Source organism: Streptomyces sp. NPDC048565 (assembly GCF_040650935.1).
Lineage (GTDB): Bacteria > Actinomycetota > Actinomycetes > Streptomycetales > Streptomycetaceae > Streptomyces.
The window spans coordinates 42,345-60,127 of record NZ_JBEZIH010000019.1 but is presented as its reverse complement, the minus strand read 5'-3'; the positions used below and the strand labels follow the sequence as shown (position 1 = coordinate 60,127).

Annotated in this window: 22 protein-coding genes; 9 read left to right on the top strand and 13 right to left on the bottom strand. The window is 70.4% G+C overall.

Annotated elements, in window-relative coordinates:
* A complete protein-coding gene (locus tag AB0C75_RS22660) occupies positions 1-768 on the bottom strand; it encodes an NPP1 family protein (RefSeq protein ID WP_362893501.1) in 768 nt (255 codons plus the stop codon).
* Positions 769-907: 139 nt separating this feature from the next.
* A complete protein-coding gene (locus AB0C75_RS22655; protein ID WP_362893500.1) occupies positions 908-2,056 on the bottom strand; it encodes a hypothetical protein in 1,149 nt (382 codons plus the stop codon).
* A gap of 206 nt (positions 2,057-2,262) precedes the next feature.
* Between AB0C75_RS22655 and AB0C75_RS22650 the strand changes: the two genes are divergently transcribed.
* On the top strand, positions 2,263-3,666 hold the full coding sequence (locus AB0C75_RS22650) for a hypothetical protein (RefSeq protein ID WP_362893499.1): 1,404 nt from the start codon (positions 2,263-2,265) through the stop codon (positions 3,664-3,666).
* Positions 3,667-3,732: 66 nt separating this feature from the next.
* Positions 3,733-4,236, top strand: a complete 504-nt coding sequence (locus tag AB0C75_RS22645) for a GNAT family N-acetyltransferase (protein ID WP_362893498.1) — start codon at positions 3,733-3,735, stop codon at positions 4,234-4,236.
* Positions 4,237-4,383: 147 nt separating this feature from the next.
* Here AB0C75_RS22645 and AB0C75_RS22640 read toward each other — a convergent pair whose 3' ends face one another.
* Positions 4,384-5,238 (bottom strand): PepSY domain-containing protein, encoded by an 855-nt coding sequence (locus AB0C75_RS22640; protein ID WP_362893497.1) that lies wholly within the window; start codon positions 5,236-5,238, stop codon positions 4,384-4,386.
* A 183-nt stretch (positions 5,239-5,421) separates the two neighbouring features.
* Positions 5,422-5,667, bottom strand: a complete 246-nt coding sequence (locus AB0C75_RS22635; protein ID WP_362893496.1) for a DUF5133 domain-containing protein — start codon at positions 5,665-5,667, stop codon at positions 5,422-5,424.
* Between the two features lie 276 nt (positions 5,668-5,943).
* Here AB0C75_RS22635 and AB0C75_RS22630 point away from each other — a divergent pair, with 276 nt between their 5' ends.
* The 6 genes from AB0C75_RS22630 to AB0C75_RS22605 all read left to right on the top strand — a co-directional run bounded on the left by AB0C75_RS22630 (position 5,944) and on the right by AB0C75_RS22605 (position 10,879).
* On the top strand, positions 5,944-6,195 hold the full coding sequence (locus AB0C75_RS22630) for a DUF6296 family protein (protein WP_362893495.1): 252 nt from the start codon (positions 5,944-5,946) through the stop codon (positions 6,193-6,195).
* Positions 6,196-6,334: 139 nt separating this feature from the next.
* Positions 6,335-7,096: a DeoR/GlpR family DNA-binding transcription regulator gene (locus AB0C75_RS22625; protein ID WP_362893494.1), complete on the top strand. Its 762-nt coding sequence runs from the start codon at positions 6,335-6,337 to the stop codon at positions 7,094-7,096.
* Positions 7,093-8,040, top strand: coding sequence for a 1-phosphofructokinase (gene pfkB / locus AB0C75_RS22620; RefSeq protein ID WP_362893493.1), 948 nt, complete (start codon positions 7,093-7,095; stop codon positions 8,038-8,040). Before AB0C75_RS22625 ends, pfkB begins: the two co-directional genes overlap by 4 nt.
* 81 nt (positions 8,041-8,121) lie before the next feature.
* Positions 8,122-10,101: a fructose-specific PTS transporter subunit EIIC gene (locus AB0C75_RS22615; protein ID WP_362893492.1), complete on the top strand. Its 1,980-nt coding sequence runs from the start codon at positions 8,122-8,124 to the stop codon at positions 10,099-10,101.
* A 47-nt stretch (positions 10,102-10,148) separates the two neighbouring features.
* Positions 10,149-10,448, top strand: coding sequence for an HPr family phosphocarrier protein (locus AB0C75_RS22610; RefSeq protein ID WP_362893491.1), 300 nt, complete (start codon positions 10,149-10,151; stop codon positions 10,446-10,448).
* Positions 10,445-10,879: a protein-tyrosine phosphatase family protein gene (locus tag AB0C75_RS22605; RefSeq protein WP_362893490.1), complete on the top strand. Its 435-nt coding sequence runs from the start codon at positions 10,445-10,447 to the stop codon at positions 10,877-10,879. The genes AB0C75_RS22610 and AB0C75_RS22605 overlap by 4 nt, the downstream gene beginning before the upstream one ends.
* 24 nt (positions 10,880-10,903) lie before the next feature.
* On the opposite strand, the gene AB0C75_RS22600 is transcribed toward AB0C75_RS22605, so the two are convergent.
* Positions 10,904-11,191 carry a hypothetical protein gene (locus AB0C75_RS22600; protein ID WP_362893489.1) on the bottom strand — a complete coding sequence of 96 codons (288 nt, stop codon included), beginning with the start codon at positions 11,189-11,191 and terminating at the stop codon, positions 10,904-10,906.
* A 123-nt stretch (positions 11,192-11,314) separates the two neighbouring features.
* The gene (locus AB0C75_RS22595; RefSeq protein ID WP_362893488.1) at positions 11,315-11,746 is read right to left on the bottom strand and encodes a DUF2000 domain-containing protein; all 432 of its coding nucleotides are present in this window, start codon (positions 11,744-11,746) and stop codon (positions 11,315-11,317) included.
* Positions 11,747-11,835: 89 nt separating this feature from the next.
* Here AB0C75_RS22595 and AB0C75_RS22590 point away from each other — a divergent pair, with 89 nt between their 5' ends.
* Complete coding sequence (locus tag AB0C75_RS22590; RefSeq protein WP_362893487.1) at positions 11,836-12,678, top strand: AraC family transcriptional regulator; 843 nt, start codon at positions 11,836-11,838, stop codon at positions 12,676-12,678.
* On the opposite strand, the gene AB0C75_RS22585 is transcribed toward AB0C75_RS22590, so the two are convergent.
* The 7 genes from AB0C75_RS22585 to AB0C75_RS22555 all read right to left on the bottom strand — a co-directional run bounded on the left by AB0C75_RS22585 (position 12,636) and on the right by AB0C75_RS22555 (position 17,383).
* Positions 12,636-13,148: a DUF664 domain-containing protein gene (locus AB0C75_RS22585; RefSeq protein WP_362893486.1), complete on the bottom strand. Its 513-nt coding sequence runs from the start codon at positions 13,146-13,148 to the stop codon at positions 12,636-12,638. The two genes, AB0C75_RS22590 and AB0C75_RS22585, sit on opposite strands and share 43 nt — an antisense overlap.
* Before the next feature lie 52 nt (positions 13,149-13,200).
* Positions 13,201-14,202, bottom strand: coding sequence for an alpha/beta hydrolase (locus tag AB0C75_RS22580; protein WP_362893485.1), 1,002 nt, complete (start codon positions 14,200-14,202; stop codon positions 13,201-13,203).
* A 120-nt stretch (positions 14,203-14,322) separates the two neighbouring features.
* Positions 14,323-14,556: a hypothetical protein gene (locus tag AB0C75_RS22575; protein ID WP_362893484.1), complete on the bottom strand. Its 234-nt coding sequence runs from the start codon at positions 14,554-14,556 to the stop codon at positions 14,323-14,325.
* A gap of 7 nt (positions 14,557-14,563) precedes the next feature.
* Positions 14,564-15,238: a TNT domain-containing protein gene (locus AB0C75_RS22570; RefSeq protein WP_362893483.1), complete on the bottom strand. Its 675-nt coding sequence runs from the start codon at positions 15,236-15,238 to the stop codon at positions 14,564-14,566.
* A gap of 290 nt (positions 15,239-15,528) precedes the next feature.
* Positions 15,529-16,242: a DUF4230 domain-containing protein gene (locus AB0C75_RS22565; RefSeq protein WP_362893482.1), complete on the bottom strand. Its 714-nt coding sequence runs from the start codon at positions 16,240-16,242 to the stop codon at positions 15,529-15,531.
* 90 nt (positions 16,243-16,332) lie between these two features.
* Positions 16,333-16,848 (bottom strand): DinB family protein, encoded by a 516-nt coding sequence (locus tag AB0C75_RS22560; protein ID WP_362893481.1) that lies wholly within the window; start codon positions 16,846-16,848, stop codon positions 16,333-16,335.
* Positions 16,849-16,855: 7 nt separating this feature from the next.
* Complete coding sequence (locus tag AB0C75_RS22555; protein ID WP_362893480.1) at positions 16,856-17,383, bottom strand: glycoside hydrolase family 48 protein; 528 nt, start codon at positions 17,381-17,383, stop codon at positions 16,856-16,858.
* Positions 17,384-17,783 lie beyond the last annotated feature (400 nt).

The window sequence follows — 17,783 nt, the reverse complement described above, 5'->3', positions numbered from 1 at the left end:
TCATCCGTTCGGGTCGAAGGGGATGTCCGGGGGCAGTGCCTTCTCCAGGTGGGCGGCGAAGTTGCCGTCCTTGAGGCCGAAGACCGCACTCCCGAAGTCTGCCTCGACCAACTTGTCCCTCAGGCCGTCCGGGTAGCCCTCCCAGCCGACGAGCGCCGGGAACCGCCAGTCGTGGTAATGGTTCTCCGGCGGCTCGTCGTTGGAGTTGGCGGGGCGGAAGCAGTGGGTGCTCGCACCGTCCTTGTGATAGACGACCTTCGGATGGGTCCCGTCCCACCTGATCTGGTCACTGGGGTAGACGTCGAAGTTCCCGTGGGCGGAAGTGGCCACATAGCGGGCCTCGTTGTCCTGGATCCACACCACGACGTGCTCCCAGTCGTGGCGGTGCCCGCCGAGCCCGCTGCCGGCCACCGCCTGGTCCTTCTCGAAGTAGGACCCGTAGATGACCGCGCACCAGCCGTTGTTGCACAGGGAGCGGGCATAGCCGTTGGTGTTGTCCAGGTCCTCCTGGTCACGGCAGTTTCCGTTGATCGCGCCCGTGGTGTTGAGGCCTTCGGCGATCGTCCCGTCGGGGCCGATCGCGGACGTCTGGTAGCAGCCGTCCGTGTCGTAGTCGTACGCCGGTTGGAACGTCTGCTCGATCGCGTCCGCGTCGGCGGGCAGCGCGGCCGGTGGGGCGGCGAGCGCGCTGCTTGCCGAGGTGATGACCAGTGCGACGGCACTGGCCATGACGACAGCGGCTTTACGGAGCGGTGCCTTGCTCTTCACTATGTCCTCCAGGTCGGCGCGTGTCTGTGGGGGGGGGCACGCGCGCTACGCCTGGCATGCCCAGCACAAACTCCTTGAACCCTACGGACGCCACGAGTTGGGAGGTGGCCGTACGTAACTCGACCGGGACGGAGGGCACTCAGCGTGGAGGCACGGCCCCGGCTGTCGCGCCGGAGGTCCCTGACACGCCGTTCCGGGCGGCGGCCTTGCCCGGGCGCAGGGTCCAGGGCACCGGGTCGGTGTTCATCAGCCACCCGTCGGCGATCAGCCTGCGGATGACGTGGATCCGCAGCTCGCGTGACATCTTCCCCCAGCCCATCCCCGTGCACAGCTGTTTGACGGAGGGTCCGTGACCGTGCGCGGCACGGAAGACGGCGGTGAACTCGGCAGCGGCGGGGCCCTGGTGGGGATACCTGACCTCCCAGGTGTCGTACGCCCGACGCACCTTCTCCCCGAACTGGGCGGGGACCGCCTTGCGCATGAACGCCTCGGAGACCAGGGCCGTGGACAGGGCGCAGTCGGGGCAGCGTTCGACCGCCTCGACGTGCCGTCGCAGCGCCACGCTCGCCCGGTCCTTCCACGCGTCCCAGCTCAGCTGTTCGGCCTCCGGCTCGTCGCGCACCCGGGGCGGGGTGTCGGACGGGGGGCGTGTTCCCGACAGATGGCGGACTGCTTCGGACAGCAGATACCGGTCACCGTCCAACTCCGCCAGAAAGCCCTTGTCGAGGAGTTCGGGCAGAACGGCCAGGCACTCGTCGGGCAGGTGGGCGGGCAGCGTGCCGTACTCATCGGCCGGGCCATGGGCGGCCAGGAACAGCGCGGCCAGCCGCGCGGCGGTCGAGGCCTTCTTGACCGGCTTGGCCGACATGGTCCGCAGCGTCCAGCCCGACACCCTGGACCGCATCACCTTACCGAAGGGCAGCGGCGGGTCCGGCCGTCCGGAGAGGTCAGGAACCAGGACCCCGACAGGGGTCACGAGGTCCTCGCCGAGCAGGGCCTCCTGCCGCTGCCAGCCCAGAGCGGCGAAGGCGCCGACCGCTCCCTCCGGGTCGGCCAGACGCAGGGAACGGACGTCCTGGCCGGTGAGGTTGCCGACGCCGCTCCGGGCCGCCCGGATGGTGACGACGACCGCGAGGAGCTGCGCATCGGCTCCCTTCAGCGGCAGCGAGCCCACGTACGCCATGAGCGCGCGGGCGGCCTCTCCCTGGCAGGGCGTCAGCAGGAAGGGCTTCGGTTTCACCACCGGCGCGGCGGTGGCGGGGGTCGTGCAGGACGAGGCGGAGGGCATGCCCTGTACAACGCGCGAAGGAGGCGGAGGTCACCGTTCGTACGGGTGCGCGACCGGGCGGCCGTCGGTAAACGATATGAACGCAATGACGCGAACTCTGGTGCATGTCATGGGCGTGGCTAGCATCGGCCCGCATGTATCGGAGCAAGAAGCCAGGGAGCAATACCGTGATCGCTTTTCTCGGACGACGGCGTTCACGCGGAAGGATGGCGACGGTGACCGCGGGCTGTGTCGCGGGGATCCTCGCAGCCGGTCTCATCGGCCCCGCCCAGTCGTCGGCGGCAGGAGCGCCGGGTGCGGTCCCCTGTCCCGGGGACCTGGCGGCCAAGGCGACGTGCTACTCCGGTCAGGATCCCCACGGCGCCCACTACACCGTCGCGATCCCCCACACGTGGAACGGAACGCTGGTGATGCACGCCCACGGCGGACCCGACCTGGGCGAGGAGTCGGACCCACAGCGCAGCGCCGAGGACCTGGCGCGCTGGTCGGTCATGGTCGACGAGGGCTACGCCTGGGCGGGATCGGCCTACCGCCGCGGCGGGTACGGGACGAGGATGGCCGCCTCGGACACGGAGAATCTGCGCCGACTGTTCACGGAGAAGTTCGGGCCCCCGCGCACCACGCTGATCCATGGGCAGTCCTGGGGCGGGAACGTGGCCGCGAAGACCATCGAGATGTACGGGTCCGGGGCCGGCGCGCCCTACGACGGCGCCCTCCTCACGAACGGTGTCCTCGCGGGCGGATCACGTGGTTACGACTACCGCGTGGACCTCCGCGTCGTCTATCAGTACTACTGCCACAACCACCCGCGTCCGTCGGAGCCGTCGTACCCGTTGTGGATGGGACTGCGCCAGGATTCGACCATGACCGGTGCGGGCCTGCGATCCAGGCTGCAGGAGTGCACGGGTTACGCCTCGGAGCCGGCGGACCGCACGTCCCTGCAGCAGCGGAACCTCGACGACATCCTCGCGGTCACGAAGATTCCCGAGCGGACCCTCGAATCGCATCTCTCCTTCGCGACCTTCACCTTCCGCGACATCGTGGGTCGGCTCGGTATGCGCAGCCCCTTCAGCAACGAACATGTGCGTTACAGCGGGTCGCACGACGACGCCGCGCTGAACGCCGGGGTCGAGCGGTTCTCCGCCGACCCCTCCGCGCGTCGTGACCTGTCCTACGACAGTGATGTGACCGGATCCGTGTCGGTCCCTGTGCTGACCATGCACGCCATCGACGACCCCACCGCCTTCGTCGAGCACGAAGCGGCGTACCGAGACAGCCTGAAGGGGTCCCACCGCGACCGTCGTCTCGTGCAGACCTTCACCCAGGAGGGCGAGCACAGCGGCCTCAGCACCGCCGAGTACGCCAGTGCGGTCTCGGCCTTGTCCGACTGGGTGCGGACGGGACGAAAGCCGACGGCGGCCTCGGTCGCCTCGTCCTGCCCCGCCTACGACGCCGAGTACGCAACCGGGTGCTTCTTCCGTCCTGACTATCGCCCGGCCCCCTATGCCTCACGGGTGAACCCCCGGGCGGGTGCGACGCACTGGCCCGCGATGACCAGGGCTCAGGAGAAGAGGTGGAGCCGCCTCGGGGACGTGGGAATCACGCCCTGAACCGCGCGGGCGGCCCTTCCGGAAAAGTATCTCGCGTCGAGCGCCGCGGCTGAGTACCGTCCCCGGATGGCTTCCCTCGAACGTCTGCGTCCCGACCACGCTCCCGCTCTGCTCGCCTTCGAGAAGGAGAACCGCGCCTACTTCGCCGCTTCGGTCCCGGACCGTGGGGACGACTTCTTCGCGGGGTTCGGCGCACGGCACGCCGAGTTGCTCGAGGAACAGGCGGCGGGGCTGTGCCACTTCCATATCCTGGCGGACGGTGACGGGGCCGTGCTGGGCAGGATCAACCTCGTCGACGTAGCGGACGGTTCGGCCGAGCTCGGCTACCGGATCGCGGAGCGGGCCGCGGGACGGGGGCTGGCCACGTCAGGGGTGCGCGCGGTGTGTGCGCCGGCCTTCACGGAGTACGGCCTCACCACCCTCCGGGCCAGGACGACGCTGGACAACGCGGGTTCGAGGACGGTGCTGGCCCGCACGGGATTCGTGGAGGCCGGCGGGATCACGCTGATGGACAGGCCCGGGCTGCGGTTCACCCTCGCCCTCGCGGACACGGTGCAGGCGGCGGGGTGAACCGGGGCGTCCCGTCGGTCCGGGTGCACCGGGTGCACCGGGAAGCACACCCGCGTGCGCAGGAACGCACACCTCCACGCATCCGGAAAGCACATCGGTGGCGCACCGCGTCGCGGTGCGCCACCGATGAGTCCGTCGGTGCTGTGATCAGTCGTCGTCGACCTGCTCGTCCTTGATGGTGCCCTTGGCGGCGTCCACGTCGAAGGTGGTCTTCTTCCAGTCCTTGGAGACCACATCGACCTGCCAGACGAGGACCTTGCTGTCGTTCTCGTCGAGGCCGATCGAGGTGACCTTGCCCTGCTTCTTGTCCGTGGCGACCTTGGCCGCCTGGGCGGGCGTCTGCGTCGCCTTGGAGATCTGGTCCGCCAGCTTCTTCTTGTCGGCGTCGCTCTGATCGGCGTCCGGTGAGGAGTCGATGACCTCTCCGGACACGGCGTCGATGGTCACGTCGTGGGCGGTGCCGTCCTCCTCGACGACCTTCGCCACCCACTTCGGGGCGCCGGCGCTGCCACTCGGGCTGGGGCTGCCGGAACCGCCCGGGCTCGCGCTGCCCTCGGGGCTGGGGCCCGTGCCTCCGGTCGGGCTGCCGGTGGAGCTCGGGCTGCCGCTCGGGCTCGGGCTGCCGCTCGCGTCATCGTCGTCGAGGCCTTCGAGGTCCAGGTCGGCCAGCTTGCCGCCCGACACCTCGCCGACGGCCGTCGTGGCCGCCGTGTCGAACGTGATCTTGGCGGTCGACAGCAGTTCCTTGCGCTTGGCCTGGTCCTCGGTCAGCTGCGCCGTCTCGGAGGGACTGCCCGAAACGCTCCCGGAAGGGCTGGTCGTCTGGTTCGGCAGGACCTTCGCAGCCTCGGAGGTCGACGCGGAGGTCTGGTCACCGCTGTCCTGCCCGCAGCCGGTCACGAGGGTGGCGGCAAGAGCAGCAGCGCACAGGGCGCCGCCGGCGACGCGGAGCCGGCGGGCACGCGGGGAAACGGTCTTGTTTCGGCGGGGCTCAAATCTCATGCTCACATGCCTAGCCGCCCGCGCGAACACTCATGTTGTCCGACCGCCGGGTGTCACCCGTTCGACGGTGCCGTCCGCCCATTCGGCACGTGGGGCGGGCGGACCGCCTCCCGATGGTGTCCGGACACAGGAACGGCGCCGGTCCGATCGGACCGGCGCCGTTCCTGTGGATGCTGTGCGGCGTCAGGCGGTCAGCTGCACCGCGGCCGGCACCGTGGCGTGCTGTCCCGCCGGGACAGCGCGCAACTGGGCCGCCGCTGCGGCGAGTGCGTCGGGCACGGTCCTGGTCCCGGTGGTGACGCAGAGGGTGTAGGACACGTCGTCGAGTTGACGGCGGCTCTCGGAGGTGCCCAGCCATGCATGGGCGCTCCGCAGTGTCTCGTAGCGCTTGACGAGATTCCGCAGCGTTGCGGGATTGGCCATCAGCACGGCAGTTCCTCTCCACAGGGCGGCCGGGAGCCCGTGGGCCCCGCGCCGACGAAGTCCGATCGCGCCGGCGATGCCGCCTGGCGTCACGGGCGGCCGTGCGAAGCTGACAGCACGCGTCCGGTCCCTTGCAGATGATGGTCACCCGGCCTCACCCTTTCCGCATCCGCAGTCACCGAAGGTCACCGTTCCGCGCTCCCGGAGCGTCCTGCGCCCTGGTGAGAAACAATGGAGGTGAGGGGCGAGCGGCTGCTGCCGAGGCCCGGTCGGGAGGTCGTCATGGATTACCCGGAGAGTTACGAACTCATCTTTCAGGCGGGCGGCGCCGAGGACGACGCGGTCGTCGTCCACCTCACGGCCCGTTCCGGTGCGGGCGGTTATCCGGTCTACGCGGACGAGACGGGAATCGTGCGTGCCGAGATCAGTCCGCGCGGCGAGGTGCGCATGCAGGCGAGCGGCGGCCATCAGGACCTGGGGGTGCCCCTGCTGGCCCGGCCGCTGAGCTCGCGGGGCACGCGCGGCGCCGGCTGAGCGGCTCCGATTCCGTCGTATTTCCTTTACCGAAGTCTGTTCACGCCCACTCTTCGCCCGGATGTGTTTACTTCCCCGAAGCATGTCCGTAGTCTGCCGGTGAACCCACAGACTCGGGCATGAACGGAAACGTAACCACATGTACGCACCGGAGCGGCAGCAGGAGATCCTCCGCATCGCCCGCGAGAGCGGGCGCGTCGACGTGCTGTCCCTGGCCGAGCTGTTCCAGGTGACGGCCGAAACGGTTCGGCGGGACCTCAAGGCCCTCGACCGGGCGGGGCTCCTCCGCCGGGTGCACGGTGGCGCGATCCCGGCCGGCCGGCTCGGTTTCGAGCCTGATCTCGCCGAGCGCGACACCGTGGCGGCCGACGAGAAGGAGCGGATCGCCGCAGCCGCTCTGGGTGAGCTCCCGGCCGAGGGCAACATCATCATCGACGCCGGGACGACGACCGCCAGACTGGCGACCGCCGTCCCCATCGACTCGCGCCTCACCGTGGTCACCCACGCCCTGCCGGTGGCCGCCCGGCTGTCCGATCACCCGGGAATCGCGCTGCATCTGGTCGGCGGCAGGGTCCGCCACCGCACCCGGGCGGCCGTCGACGCCTGGGCGCTGAGCGCGTACGCCGAGATCAACGCCGACGTCGTCTTCCTGGCCACGAACGGCTTCTCGCCCGATGGCGGCCTGACCACCCCTGACCTGGCCGAGGCCGCCGTGAAGCGTGCCGTGATCGCGGCGGCCCGCAGGGTCGTCCTCCTCGCCGACTCGGGCAAGTCAGGTCAGGAGCACTTCGCACGCTTCGGGGATCTCTCCCACGTCGACCTGCTGATCACCGATACGGGGCTGAGCCCCGAGGACGCCCGGGCCATCGAGAGCCTGGGCACGGAAGTGGTACGCGCATGATCCTCACCGTCACCCCCAATCCGAGCCTGGACCGCACGTACGAACTTCCCGGGCTCACCCGTGGCGCCGTTCTGCGGGCCACCGCGGACCGGGTCGACCCCGGCGGCAAGGGCGTCAACGTCTCCCGGGCGGTCGCCGCCGCCGGGCACCGCACGGTGGCCGTCGCGCCGTTGGGCGGCCCCGAGGGCGCACTGCTGGCGCGGCTGCTCGAAGAGCACGGCATCGAGGCCGCCGGGGTCCCGATCGCCGGCAGCACCCGTATCAACGTCACCCTCGTCGAACCCGACGGGACACTCACCAAGGTCAATGCGGCGGGCCCCGAGATCGCCCCGGCAGAGGCCGAACGCCTGCTGGACACCGTCCGCGACAAGTCGGCCGGTGCGGACTGGATCGCCTGCTGCGGAAGCCTCCCGCGCGGGCTGCCGCCGCAGTGGTACGCCGAACTGGTGGCCCGCAGCCACCGGGCCGGCGTCCGGATCGCGCTGGACACCTCCGGGGCGGCGCTGGTAGCCGCGCTGGGCGAGCGACCGGACGTGATCAAGCCGAACGTCCAGGAGCTCGCCGAGGCAGTGGGCCGCCCGCTCACCACGGTCGGTGACGCGCTGAAGGCGGCGCAGGAGCTGTGCGGGCTCGGCGCCAGGTCGGTGCTCGCCAGCCTGGGTGCCGTCGGCCAGCTGCTGGTGGAGCCGTCGGGCGCGCACTTCGCCGTGGCACGGGTGGAGGCCGTCCGCAGCGACGTGGGCGCGGGCGACGCCTCACTCGCGGGATTCCTGTCCGCGGGCGGAACGGGACGGGCGGCGCTGTCGGCCGCGGTGGCGCACGGCGCCGCGGCGGTGCAGCTGCCCGGAAGCGTCATGCCGACCCCGGCCGACCTCGATCCGTCAGCGGTGACGGCCACCGCTGACATCCCCATGGAACTGGTTCTCACGGAGCGGACCCCATGACCGCCGTCCCCCTGTTGTCCAGCCGTACGACTCCCCCGTCCCCCGCCGCCCCCGGGCGGTCCCCGAGCAAGGAGCCCCGCGATGAGTGAGCTGATCACCGCGGACCTGGTCGATCTCGATCTGTCCGCCGAGACGAAGAACGCCGCCGCCCGGTCACTGGCCGAACGGATGGTCGCGGCCGGCCGCGTCACCGACCTCGACGGATTCCTCGCCGATGTGGCGGCCCGTGAGGCACAGATGCCGACCGGGCTCGACGGCGGCATCGGCATTCCGCACTGCCGGAGCGAGCACGTCACCGAACCCACGCTGGCTTTCGGACGCAGCGCGAGCGGCATCGACTTCGGTGCCGCTGACGGACCCGCGGATCTCGTCTTCCTGATAGCCGCGCCGGCGGGCGCCGACGACGATCACCTCACCATCCTGTCGGGCCTGGCACGCCGGCTCATGGAACCCGCCTTCACCGGCGCGCTGCGGGCGGAGGGCGATCCCGCCGCCGCGGCGGCCCTGATCCGCGGCGAGGAGACTCCCGCAGCTGCACCGGAAGCGGAGGACGAGACGGAGGAGACGGAGGAGACGGAGGCGGCCGAGCCGTTCCGTATCGTCGCCGTGACGTCCTGCCCCACCGGAATCGCGCACACCTACATGGCCGCGGAGTCCTTGGAGGCCGCCGCGCGCGCCCAGGGTGTCGAGCTGCATGTCGAGACCCAGGGATCGGCGGGCTTCGAGCGGCTGGACCCGGCCGTGATCGCCGCCGCGGACGCCGTCATCTGGGCGCACGACGTCGACGTGCGGGAGAAGGCGCGGTTCGGCGGCAAGCCGGTGGTCGACACCGGGGTGAAGGCCGGGATCAACAGGCCTGCCGAGCTCATCGCGGAGGCCCGGAAGAAGGCCGAGCGGGGAGAGATCAGCGCGATCCACGAGAACCGCGAGGAACCCGGTGCGGGCGGTTCCGCGGGGGCCTCAGGGCACTTCGGTGTCCGGCTGCGGACCTATCTGATGTCCGGCGTCAGCTACATGGTGCCGTTCGTCGCGGCCGGAGGACTGCTCATCGCCCTCTCGTTCGCCATCGGCGGCTACGAGATCGCGAGCGCGAAGTCGGTCGCCGACCACTTCGTCTGGGGCGAGGCCGACAGCTGGGCCGCGCTGCTCAACCAGATCGGCAGCGCCGCTTTCGGCTTCCTCGTCCCGGTGCTGGCGGGGTACATCGCCTACGGGATGGCGGACCGTCCGGCGCTCGTCCCCGGGTTCGTCGGCGGCGCCATCGCGCTCACCATCGACGCGGGCTTCCTCGGTGGCCTGGTCGCGGGGCTGCTGGCCGGTGCGACGGTGATGGCGATCCAGCGCGTGAAGGTGCATCCCACGCTGCGCGGCATCATGCCTGTACTGGTGATCCCTCTGCTCGCGTCGATCGTCGTCGGCTTCCTGATGTTCATCGTGGTCGGCAAGCCGATCGCTTCCCTCCAGAACGCCCTCACCGACTGGCTGAACGGGCTTTCGGGCTCCAACGCGGTCATCCTCGGTGTCGTCCTCGGTCTGATGATGTGCTTCGACATGGGTGGCCCGCTGAACAAGGTGGCGTACGCCTTCGCGGTCGGCGGCCTGGCCGACCCGACGCCCGGCAGTCTCAAGGTCATGGCCGCGGTGATGGCGGCCGGCATGGTGCCTCCGCTGGCGATGGCCCTGGCCACGACCGTGCGCCGGGGGCTGTTCACCGGGACCGAGCGGGAGAACGGCAGGGCGGCCTGGGTGCTGGGAGCCTCGTTCATCACCGAGGGCGCCATCCCGTTCGCCGCGGCGGATCCCCTGCGGGTGATCCCGTCCGTGATGGCCGGCGGAGCGGTGACGGGCGCGCTGTCCATGGCGTTCGGCTGTACGCTGCGCGCCCCGCACGGGGGCGTGTTCGTCATCCCGCTCATCGGCGAGCCGTTCCTCTACCTGCTGGCGATCGCCGCCGGTACAGCGGTCTCCACCGCTCTCGTCGTCGCCCTCAAGGGGCTGCGGCGGAAGCCGGACGCCGTGGCCCCGGCCGGCGACGGGTCCGATGTCGCCGTGGCCGCCTGATCCCCCTCCCCCGCCGAACCGCAGTTCCCTTCACCAGGAGTTGATCCGTGTACCGGCGCACCGTCTCCGTCGGCTCCCGCAGTGGCCTGCGCGCCCGCCCCGCCTCGCTCTCCGTCCAGGCGGCCGCCCGCCAGCCGGTCGCGGTCACCGTCGCGCGTGAGGGCGGCGACCCGGTCGACGCCAGTAGCATGCTCTCGGTGCTCGCCCTGGCGGCTCAGCACGGCGATTCGCTGGTGCTGTCAGCCGTGGGGTACGACGCGCCGGACGCGGCGGAGGAGCTGGCCGTCCTGCTGTCGCAGGACGGCCAGCTCCTCCGGAAGGACCGGGAGCGGAAGGACCGTGCATGACGGAGACCTGGGACCCGGCGGGCGAGGGCGTACTGCGGCTGCCGTCGGGGCGACTGGTCCGTGGCCGGGGTCTGCGGCGTCCGCTCCCGGCGGGGCCGGAGCCGACCCTCACCGTCCATCTGCTGGGCGGCCCGCCGCCCCCGGTGGCCTGGGAGTCGTGGTGGCTGCGCTGGCCCGACTTCCGTCTGCCCTCCGACAAGGACGCGGCGCGCTCCGTGCTGGAGCAGGTGTGGGAGCGGGCTCCGTACGAGCGCGCCGAGGTCGCGTGCGGAGGCGGGCGGGGGCGGACCGGGACGGCCCTGGCGTGCCTGGCCGTGCTGGACGGTGTCCCGGCGGAGCAAGCGGTCGCCCACGTCCGTCGGAACTATCACCCCAAGGCCGTCGAGACGCCGTGGCAGCGCCGGTACGTGGCGCGCTTCGCGGCAGCCTGAAGGGCGGCGACGCCGCCCCGTCGGTCACGCCACGGAGTACGGAGCCGGAACCGTGGCTCCGCCGCCGGCGCGTACCGCCTCGACGACGCTCTGATGAAGGGCTCTGCTCTCTCCCTCCGACGGGCACGGCACCGGACTGCCGGCCAATGTGAACCAGTCCGAGGCGCCGCTGTACTGAACGGCCACCTCGGCCTGCTTCTCGGTCCAAGTCGTGTGCACGGTGAGATCACCGCTCACGACACCTGCCTCTTCGGTGCGCACTCCGCCGGTTCCCGCGAAGACACCGAGGGTGGTCCACGATGCCCAGTTCATGACGCGTCGCCTTTCGGACAATGACAAGCCGGTCAAGCGGACTTGTTATCGAGTATGGCACCGCGAACCATCACACGCACGGGTGTGTCCGTGGGTATCCGCGCCGTGACACCGGGGCGGGGCTCAGGGGTGCATGGACGCGCCCTTGAGGATCTTGTCGACCGCGTTGCGCGGCCCGTACACGGCCAGACCGACCAGGTCCATCCCGTCCCTGCGCACGGCTCGGACAGCTGCCCTGTTGGCCTTGTCATGACCGGTCGCGAAGAGGTCCGAGGTGAACACGGCCATCGTCGCGCCCCGGTTGACCGCCTTGGTGTGCGCGGCCGTCAGCAGCTCCTTCGGCCCTGCGAACACGAGGACGGGCTGCCGGAACATGGGCAGGTACGGGGTGTCGTCGGCGTCGGCGTACGGTTCGCCGATCACCTCGGGCACCTGTGTGCCGAGGCCGCTGACCAGGAAGGCGGTGACGTTGAGACGCTGCCAGGTCTCGAGGTCGTCGCGGAGCAGCACAGCGATCTTGGTGTCGAAGCGTACGGGTGCGTTGTCGTCGGTCATGACAGGAGTCTGCCGAGCACGGTGTGCGGCCGTCTTGTACGAAGTTTGCACGCTGTTTCGGCCCCCGCGCGCTCTTGTACGCTTCACTCATGGGTGCATGTCCGGAAATCACCGCGTGGCGTCCGCGGGTCGAAGGGATCGACGAGGTCTTCCACGCGCGCTTCGCCGACCACGTGTATCCCATGCACACGCACGACGCGTGGACGCTTCTCCTGGTGGACGAGGGGATGGTCCGCTACGACCTGGACCGCCATGAGCACGGGGCGCCCAGTTCCGTGGTGACGCTGCTGCCGCCGCACGTCCCGCACAACGGCGACGCCGCGACCCCCGGAGGGTTCCGCAAGCGTGTCCTCTATCTGAACACCGCGCAGATCGACGCGGATCTCGTCGGGCGTGCGGTCGACCGGCCGGTGCTGCGGGATCCGCGGCTGCGGCTGCGTGTCGACCAGCTCCACCGGACGCTCGAACGTCCCGGGGACGAGCTGGAGGCGCAGAGCCGCCTCGCACTCGTCTCCGAACGCCTCGCCGTGCACCTTCACGACGAGGTCTCCGCCGCCCCTCAGGTGCCCGACCGCCCGGTCGCGTACGCGTTGAGGGATCTGCTGGACGAACACTTCGTGGAAGGGCTGACGCTCCGCGAGGCGGCGGACCGTCTGCACACCCATCACGCCCACCTGGTACGGGCCTTCAGCCGGGAGTTCGGCCTGGCCCCGCACCAGTACCTGACAGGGCGTCGCGTGGATCTCGCCCGCGGGCTGCTGCTCGGCGGGATGCGCGCGCCGGAGGTCGCGGCCTCGGCCGGCTTCTACGACCAGTCACATTTCTCGCGGCACTTCAAACGCGTCGTCGGTACGAGTCCGGGGCGCTACGCACGCACCGGATCCGCGGATCACCGACGACGCTCGAGCGCCCCGCGGACGAACGCCGCCTGACCCGCGTGCTGCAGGTCGTCGGCGATGACGCTGATCAGTCGCACACCGAGCGTCACCGGCGGCGACCAGGCGTCGTCCACGACGCGGTCCAGGGCCCGGCCGTCGAGGCCCCGGACGAAGCCGAGGGTCTGCTCGTTCACGGCGTCGAAGTAGCCGAGGAGGAGGTCACCCGACTCCACCGTCACGGAACCCACCTGCGCGCTGCTGTGGCCGTAACCGGTCGAGCCCTCCTCCAGGGGCAGCTCGAAGCGGGACGCCCAGCCCTTCGCGAACCAGACCTGCTCGATGCCCGCCGCGTCGGCGACATGGTCGTCCTGGACGCGCGTGAGGTGCCACACGAGCCAGGCGACGGAGTTCGCGTCTTCGTCGATCCTGGCGTTGAGGTCCTCGGACGGAAGACCCTCGACTGCGGCGTGCACCGCTTCATGGATGCGTTCGAACGCATCGGCGAGAATACCTGCACTGTTCATACACCCACCATGGCCGGTCCGCGGACGGGGCCCCGACTTCGACACGCGGCTGTCACGGGTGCACGGTGCGCAGCCACGTCGTCAACAGGGCATTGACCTCGTCGGTGCGTTCCTGCTGGATCCAGTGTCCGCATCCGTCCAGGATGTGCGAGGAGACCAGGCCGGGAAGCGTCGTGGGGTAGTCGGCGATGGCGTCCGCCATCCAGGTGGTGGAGGAGTCGAGGGCGCCTCCGACGAAGAGGGCGGGGCAGGTGAGACGGGCGCCCTCCCAGACGGCCAAGTCCTCCCAGTCACGGTCGACGTTCCGGTAGCGGTTGAGCGCGCCGGTCAGACCGGTCCTCTCGAACTCGGCGCTGTAGACGCCCAGTTCCCGCTCGGTGAGCCAGGACGGCAGGGCGCCGCCGGTGAAGCGGTCGCGCATGGCGGCTCCCTCGGGCACGAAGAAGGGACTGTCCGCGCCCGGAGGCGGCATGGTGTCGCCGGAGAGCGAGGTGTAGAAGCCCGCCAGCCACCCGCGCACATCGGGTTCGATTTCCGCCTCGGCGCGCCCCGGCTGCTGGAAGTAGCTGACGTAGAACTCGTCGCTCCCGCCGATTCGGGCGAAGCCGTCGGTCGGCCGGACCGCGTTCCAGGGGGCGTAGGGGACGCTGAGCATGGCCACGGCCGTGAACATGTCGGGCCGCAGCAGGGCGCTGTTCGCCGCGATGGGCGAGCCCCAGTCGTGGCCGATGACCGTCGCGCTCTCCTCCCCCAGGGCGTGCACGACACCGACGTTGTCGGCCACATGGGCCGTCATCCGGTAGGCGTCCACAGCGGCTGGGGCCGAGGAGCGCCCGTAGCCGCGTACGTCGACGGCGACCGCGCGGAAGCCCGCCGCGGCGACGGCGGAGAGCTGGTGGCGCCAGGAGTACGAGGTCTCGGGGAAGCCGTGGATCATCAGGACGAGGGGGCCTGTGCCCTGTTCCAGCAGGTGGATCCGGCCGCCGGGGACGTCCACGAGCCGGTGGACCGCCCCGGGGACGGTGGTGGAGGGTTCAGGGGTGGGCTGTGGCATGTCTCTCCTCGGTCTCTCCGGCCTGTCGGCACCTGGCCATCATTCGGCGCCCCGCCACCACCGGCCAAGCGAACTTGCCGTTACGGCAAACCCGCTGCGGCCCGAGACCCGCCATGCCTCTCAGACGAGCAGGTGCAGGAGATGCCCGCAGGCCGCCGACTCGTCAGGGTGCCTGGCGATCACCTCGTACGCACCGCGTTCGTAGGCCCCGGTCTCCCACATCCCGTCGGGCGCTTCCCTCAGGAACAGGAAGTCGGGGGGTGTGGGGACCGGTTCGTGGACGCCCGCGATGCGGTAGTAGCCGTCGGCCACGCCGGCCGCGCGCAGCGCGGCGCGCAGCTCCCGGCGGTCCATGGCGGTGCTACGCGCCCACGGCGGTGAGATAGGCGTGGTCCAGCAGCCACTTCACATTGAGCCGCTGCCCCGCGCCCGGGTCGAGGAAGACCGCGTCGAGCTTGATCTGCTGGCCTCCGCCGGGCTGCTCGAACCAGGGTGCGATGCCGCCCTGCCAGACCCAGAACGGCTTGGTGACCTTGTAGACGTGGTAGTCACAAGGCACGTCGGTCTCACGGGTGTTGAGGTTCTGCGGCGGCAGGGCCCGCTCCTTGTAGGCATCGCCGGCCGGGGCGAGGTAGCCGCCGTACTCCGACCCGAAGCGGTCCAGGCGCTGGCCGGTGCGCAGCTTCGCCGGCTCCTTGTCGATCTCACCGTTGACCTCGGCGAAGCCGTCGTTGGGCGGGTACTTCCAGCTGCCCGTGCCGGCCGGCCCCTCCCAGTACTTGTGCAGGAAGGCAGAGGGAGACAGGCTGCCCGTGCGCTGGTACCCCTTGAGCAGCGGGCCGACGGGGGCCTGCTTCGTGGAGGGCAGCCACTGGGGGCCGAGCCGCGCGTCCCCGAGGTATTCACCCGTGCAGGGATCGTGGCGGACGGCCGCCGTCGTGCGGCTGTCCTCCTGGGACGCGGCGCTCGCGGTGGGTGCGGTGACCAGGCCGGCGGCGATGCCGATCGCGGCAAGTGTGGTGCGGATACGGTTCATTCGGAAGTCCCCTCGGATACCGGTGAGTGCTCGGCAATCTCACGTAAGGTAACCGACCGACTCCGCAGCGCGGTTGCGCCATGCCGTTCGTCGCCCGGCCGGGAGAACCCGGCCGGGCGACGTTTCGTCAGTGGACTGTTCCGTCCGGCAGGAGACCGACTTCGGCGAGCCCTCGCAGGACGGCCTCGCCCAGTGCCTGGACCGCGGGCATCGGGCGGCCCGTCACGGTGAACTCGCCCTCGAACCGGTGAGACGCAGGCCCGCCGGGTCCCCTGCGCGCGCCCGCCGGGTCAGCCAGGCGGATCGGTGTAGCGGACGGTGACCTTCTCGAATCCGAGCGATCCGAGCAGACCTTGGAGCATTGACGTGGTGTTCTTCTCGGCACGCTTCGTCAGACCGCTCTCCTCGGCGGCATCGCCGATGTGCTGCACCGCCAGCTTGTTGACGGCCTGTTCGCTGCCTGGGTTGTCCGAGAAGAAGTCGCCGAGCCGGTCCAGGAGGCCACGCTGCTTGGACACGGCGTAGGAGCGGTCCGGGTCCAGGGCGGGCTTGCCGAGCACCGCGTGCGGCAGGACGAGTTCGGCCTCCGTACGGTCCTCGTCGACCTTCACCCCCTCGGCCCCGACCTTTCCGAGGTCGACGGAGGCTCTGACGGTGCCCGCGCCGACGTACAGCGTCCTGGTCCCCCGGACGGCGTCGGGCAGGAATTTGGTGTCCTTCTCCAGGTCGACGACGACCTGGAAGTTGCCGGAGGCCGCCTCGTACGCGCTCATGTCCTGGATGGACTTGAGCACGGCGGGACCCGAGCGGTCGGTGGTCTCCTCGCCGAAGAGTCCGCCCAGCCCCGGCAGCAGGCTGAGCCGGGAGCCCAGGAACAGCAGGACCAGCGCCGCGGCGCACACGCCCGCGAACGGCAGGCATCCCCGAGCGCGGGCGCGGCGGGGCTGTGCGCCGCTGTGGCCGGGTTCTTCGGTGCTGTCAGTCCTTACGCCGGTGGACGTCATGCCTTCCGTGTGACCGGGTCCCGGGATTTCAGTCCGCCGGGGCGGCGGAACTACGCCATATCCTGTACGGACGCGCCTTGTTGGCCGATCTCAGGCGCCGGTGACGCCGTCCAGCCGCTCCCTCAGCAGATCGGCGTGGCCGACGTGGCGGGCGTATTCGGCGATCATGTGGACGTACACCATGCGCAGCGAATATGCGGTGCCGCGCAGGGTGAAGGTGGTGTCGAGCGGCACGCCCGCCGCCGTCTCGTCGGCGAGGCGGATCTCCTCGACGAGACGGGCGTAGTCATCGGGTGCGCGGTCCGGCGAGAGGTCGTCGAAGTCCGCGTTCTTTCCTTTCTCCGCGTCGTACATGGAGGGGTACGAGAGGCCCGCGAGCCCCTCACGGAACCAGATGCGCTCCACCTTGGCCATGTGCCGGATCAGGCCGAGCAGAGTGAGGCTGGACGGCTCGACGGTCTGCTCGGCGAGCCCGCTGCCGGTCAGGCCGGCGCACTTCTGCAGCAGTGTGCTGCGGTAGAACGCCAGGAAGGCGGTCAGCGTCTCGCGCTCACCGCCGGTCAGCGGTCCTTCGGTACGGGTGGCTTCGGGAGCTGTCCATGTCATCGCATGATCATGCCTCGCCCGGGCCGCTCGCGCGAGGTCCCGCGGGGCACCGGCCGCCGGTCCGTGCCCAGAACCGGTGGTAGGTGAAGACCGGGGCGGTCCCGCCGTCCGGACAGGCCTGCACCTTGGGCCGGTTCGGGTCGTCCTCGCAGAACGAACGGGTGGAGAGGAACGTCGAGTCGTTGTCCACGGTGTCGCCGTTGGGCATCGCCCCCGTCCAGCCGTTCGGGACGTACACCGGGTCGTCGACACGGTTGGCACGGGTCTCGGGAACCGCGACCCGTGCCTCGTCCTGGTAGTTGCTCCACATGCCGTCGGTCAGGCCTTCGGCCGTGGCCTTCGCCTCGGCGTCACCGGACCCGGCGGCGTATTCCACAAATGTCGGTTCCGGGCTCCGGTTCTGCCCGCTCTTCCGGGTGACCACGGTCTTCGTACGCGTCCCGATGGCATGCGCAGTACCTCCTCGCGGCTCGGCGACATGGGGGGTCTGCAGGGCTGAGCACAAGCCTTGAAGCAGTGGGAGCGCTCCCAGCATGAGGACGAGGAAAAAGAGAGTCAAGGGACTTGAAGAGTCGAATTGTTTCGAGACCAAGAGATCTGAACTGGCATGTTGACCGACACCACTTGACGCTCTAACGTCAAGCCACACCAGTGGGAGCGGTTCCACCAGTCGACGTGCCGTAGGGGGCACGCCCGATCTGTCAGGAGTCGCTCATGTGTCACCCCCCGCACATCTCGCACCTGTTCAGGCTGCTCCCCGGAGCAGTGCCGGCGTGGCCGCGGCGCTCTCGCGGCCACGGTCACGGCTTCCGGATCCGCCCTCGTACGCACGGTGGAGAACAGCACCGCGCACGGGGTGGAACCGGTCCCCGCGCCGGCTTCTCCAGGCTCGACAGCGCGCCCTGCACCATGGATCCGACCGGCTCCACCGGTCC

Excerpts from the sequence above, each read along its gene's own strand:
- AB0C75_RS22655 (WP_362893500.1), bottom strand. The coding sequence starts at position 2,056 with ATGCCCTCCGCCTCGTCCTGCACGACCCCCGCCACCGCCGCGCCGGTG.
- AB0C75_RS22650 (WP_362893499.1), top strand. The coding sequence starts at position 2,263 with ATGGCGACGGTGACCGCGGGCTGTGTCGCGGGGATCCTCGCAGCCGGT.
- AB0C75_RS22645 (WP_362893498.1), top strand. The coding sequence starts at position 3,733 with ATGGCTTCCCTCGAACGTCTGCGTCCCGACCACGCTCCCGCTCTGCTC.
- AB0C75_RS22640 (WP_362893497.1), bottom strand. The coding sequence starts at position 5,238 with ATGAGATTTGAGCCCCGCCGAAACAAGACCGTTTCCCCGCGTGCCCGC.
- AB0C75_RS22630 (WP_362893495.1), top strand. The coding sequence starts at position 5,944 with ATGGATTACCCGGAGAGTTACGAACTCATCTTTCAGGCGGGCGGCGCC.
- AB0C75_RS22625 (WP_362893494.1), top strand. The coding sequence starts at position 6,335 with ATGTACGCACCGGAGCGGCAGCAGGAGATCCTCCGCATCGCCCGCGAG.
- pfkB (WP_362893493.1), top strand. The coding sequence starts at position 7,093 with ATGATCCTCACCGTCACCCCCAATCCGAGCCTGGACCGCACGTACGAA.
- AB0C75_RS22615 (WP_362893492.1), top strand. The coding sequence starts at position 8,122 with ATGAGTGAGCTGATCACCGCGGACCTGGTCGATCTCGATCTGTCCGCC.
- AB0C75_RS22605 (WP_362893490.1), top strand. The coding sequence starts at position 10,445 with ATGACGGAGACCTGGGACCCGGCGGGCGAGGGCGTACTGCGGCTGCCG.
- AB0C75_RS22600 (WP_362893489.1), bottom strand. The coding sequence starts at position 11,191 with ATGAACTGGGCATCGTGGACCACCCTCGGTGTCTTCGCGGGAACCGGC.
- AB0C75_RS22595 (WP_362893488.1), bottom strand. The coding sequence starts at position 11,746 with ATGACCGACGACAACGCACCCGTACGCTTCGACACCAAGATCGCTGTG.
- AB0C75_RS22590 (WP_362893487.1), top strand. The coding sequence starts at position 11,836 with ATGGGTGCATGTCCGGAAATCACCGCGTGGCGTCCGCGGGTCGAAGGG.
- AB0C75_RS22585 (WP_362893486.1), bottom strand. The coding sequence starts at position 13,148 with ATGAACAGTGCAGGTATTCTCGCCGATGCGTTCGAACGCATCCATGAA.
- AB0C75_RS22580 (WP_362893485.1), bottom strand. The coding sequence starts at position 14,202 with ATGCCACAGCCCACCCCTGAACCCTCCACCACCGTCCCCGGGGCGGTC.
- AB0C75_RS22575 (WP_362893484.1), bottom strand. The coding sequence starts at position 14,556 with ATGGACCGCCGGGAGCTGCGCGCCGCGCTGCGCGCGGCCGGCGTGGCC.
- AB0C75_RS22570 (WP_362893483.1), bottom strand. The coding sequence starts at position 15,238 with ATGAACCGTATCCGCACCACACTTGCCGCGATCGGCATCGCCGCCGGC.
- AB0C75_RS22565 (WP_362893482.1), bottom strand. The coding sequence starts at position 16,242 with ATGACGTCCACCGGCGTAAGGACTGACAGCACCGAAGAACCCGGCCAC.
- AB0C75_RS22560 (WP_362893481.1), bottom strand. The coding sequence starts at position 16,848 with ATGACATGGACAGCTCCCGAAGCCACCCGTACCGAAGGACCGCTGACC.
- AB0C75_RS22555 (WP_362893480.1), bottom strand. The coding sequence starts at position 17,383 with ATGCTGGGAGCGCTCCCACTGCTTCAAGGCTTGTGCTCAGCCCTGCAG.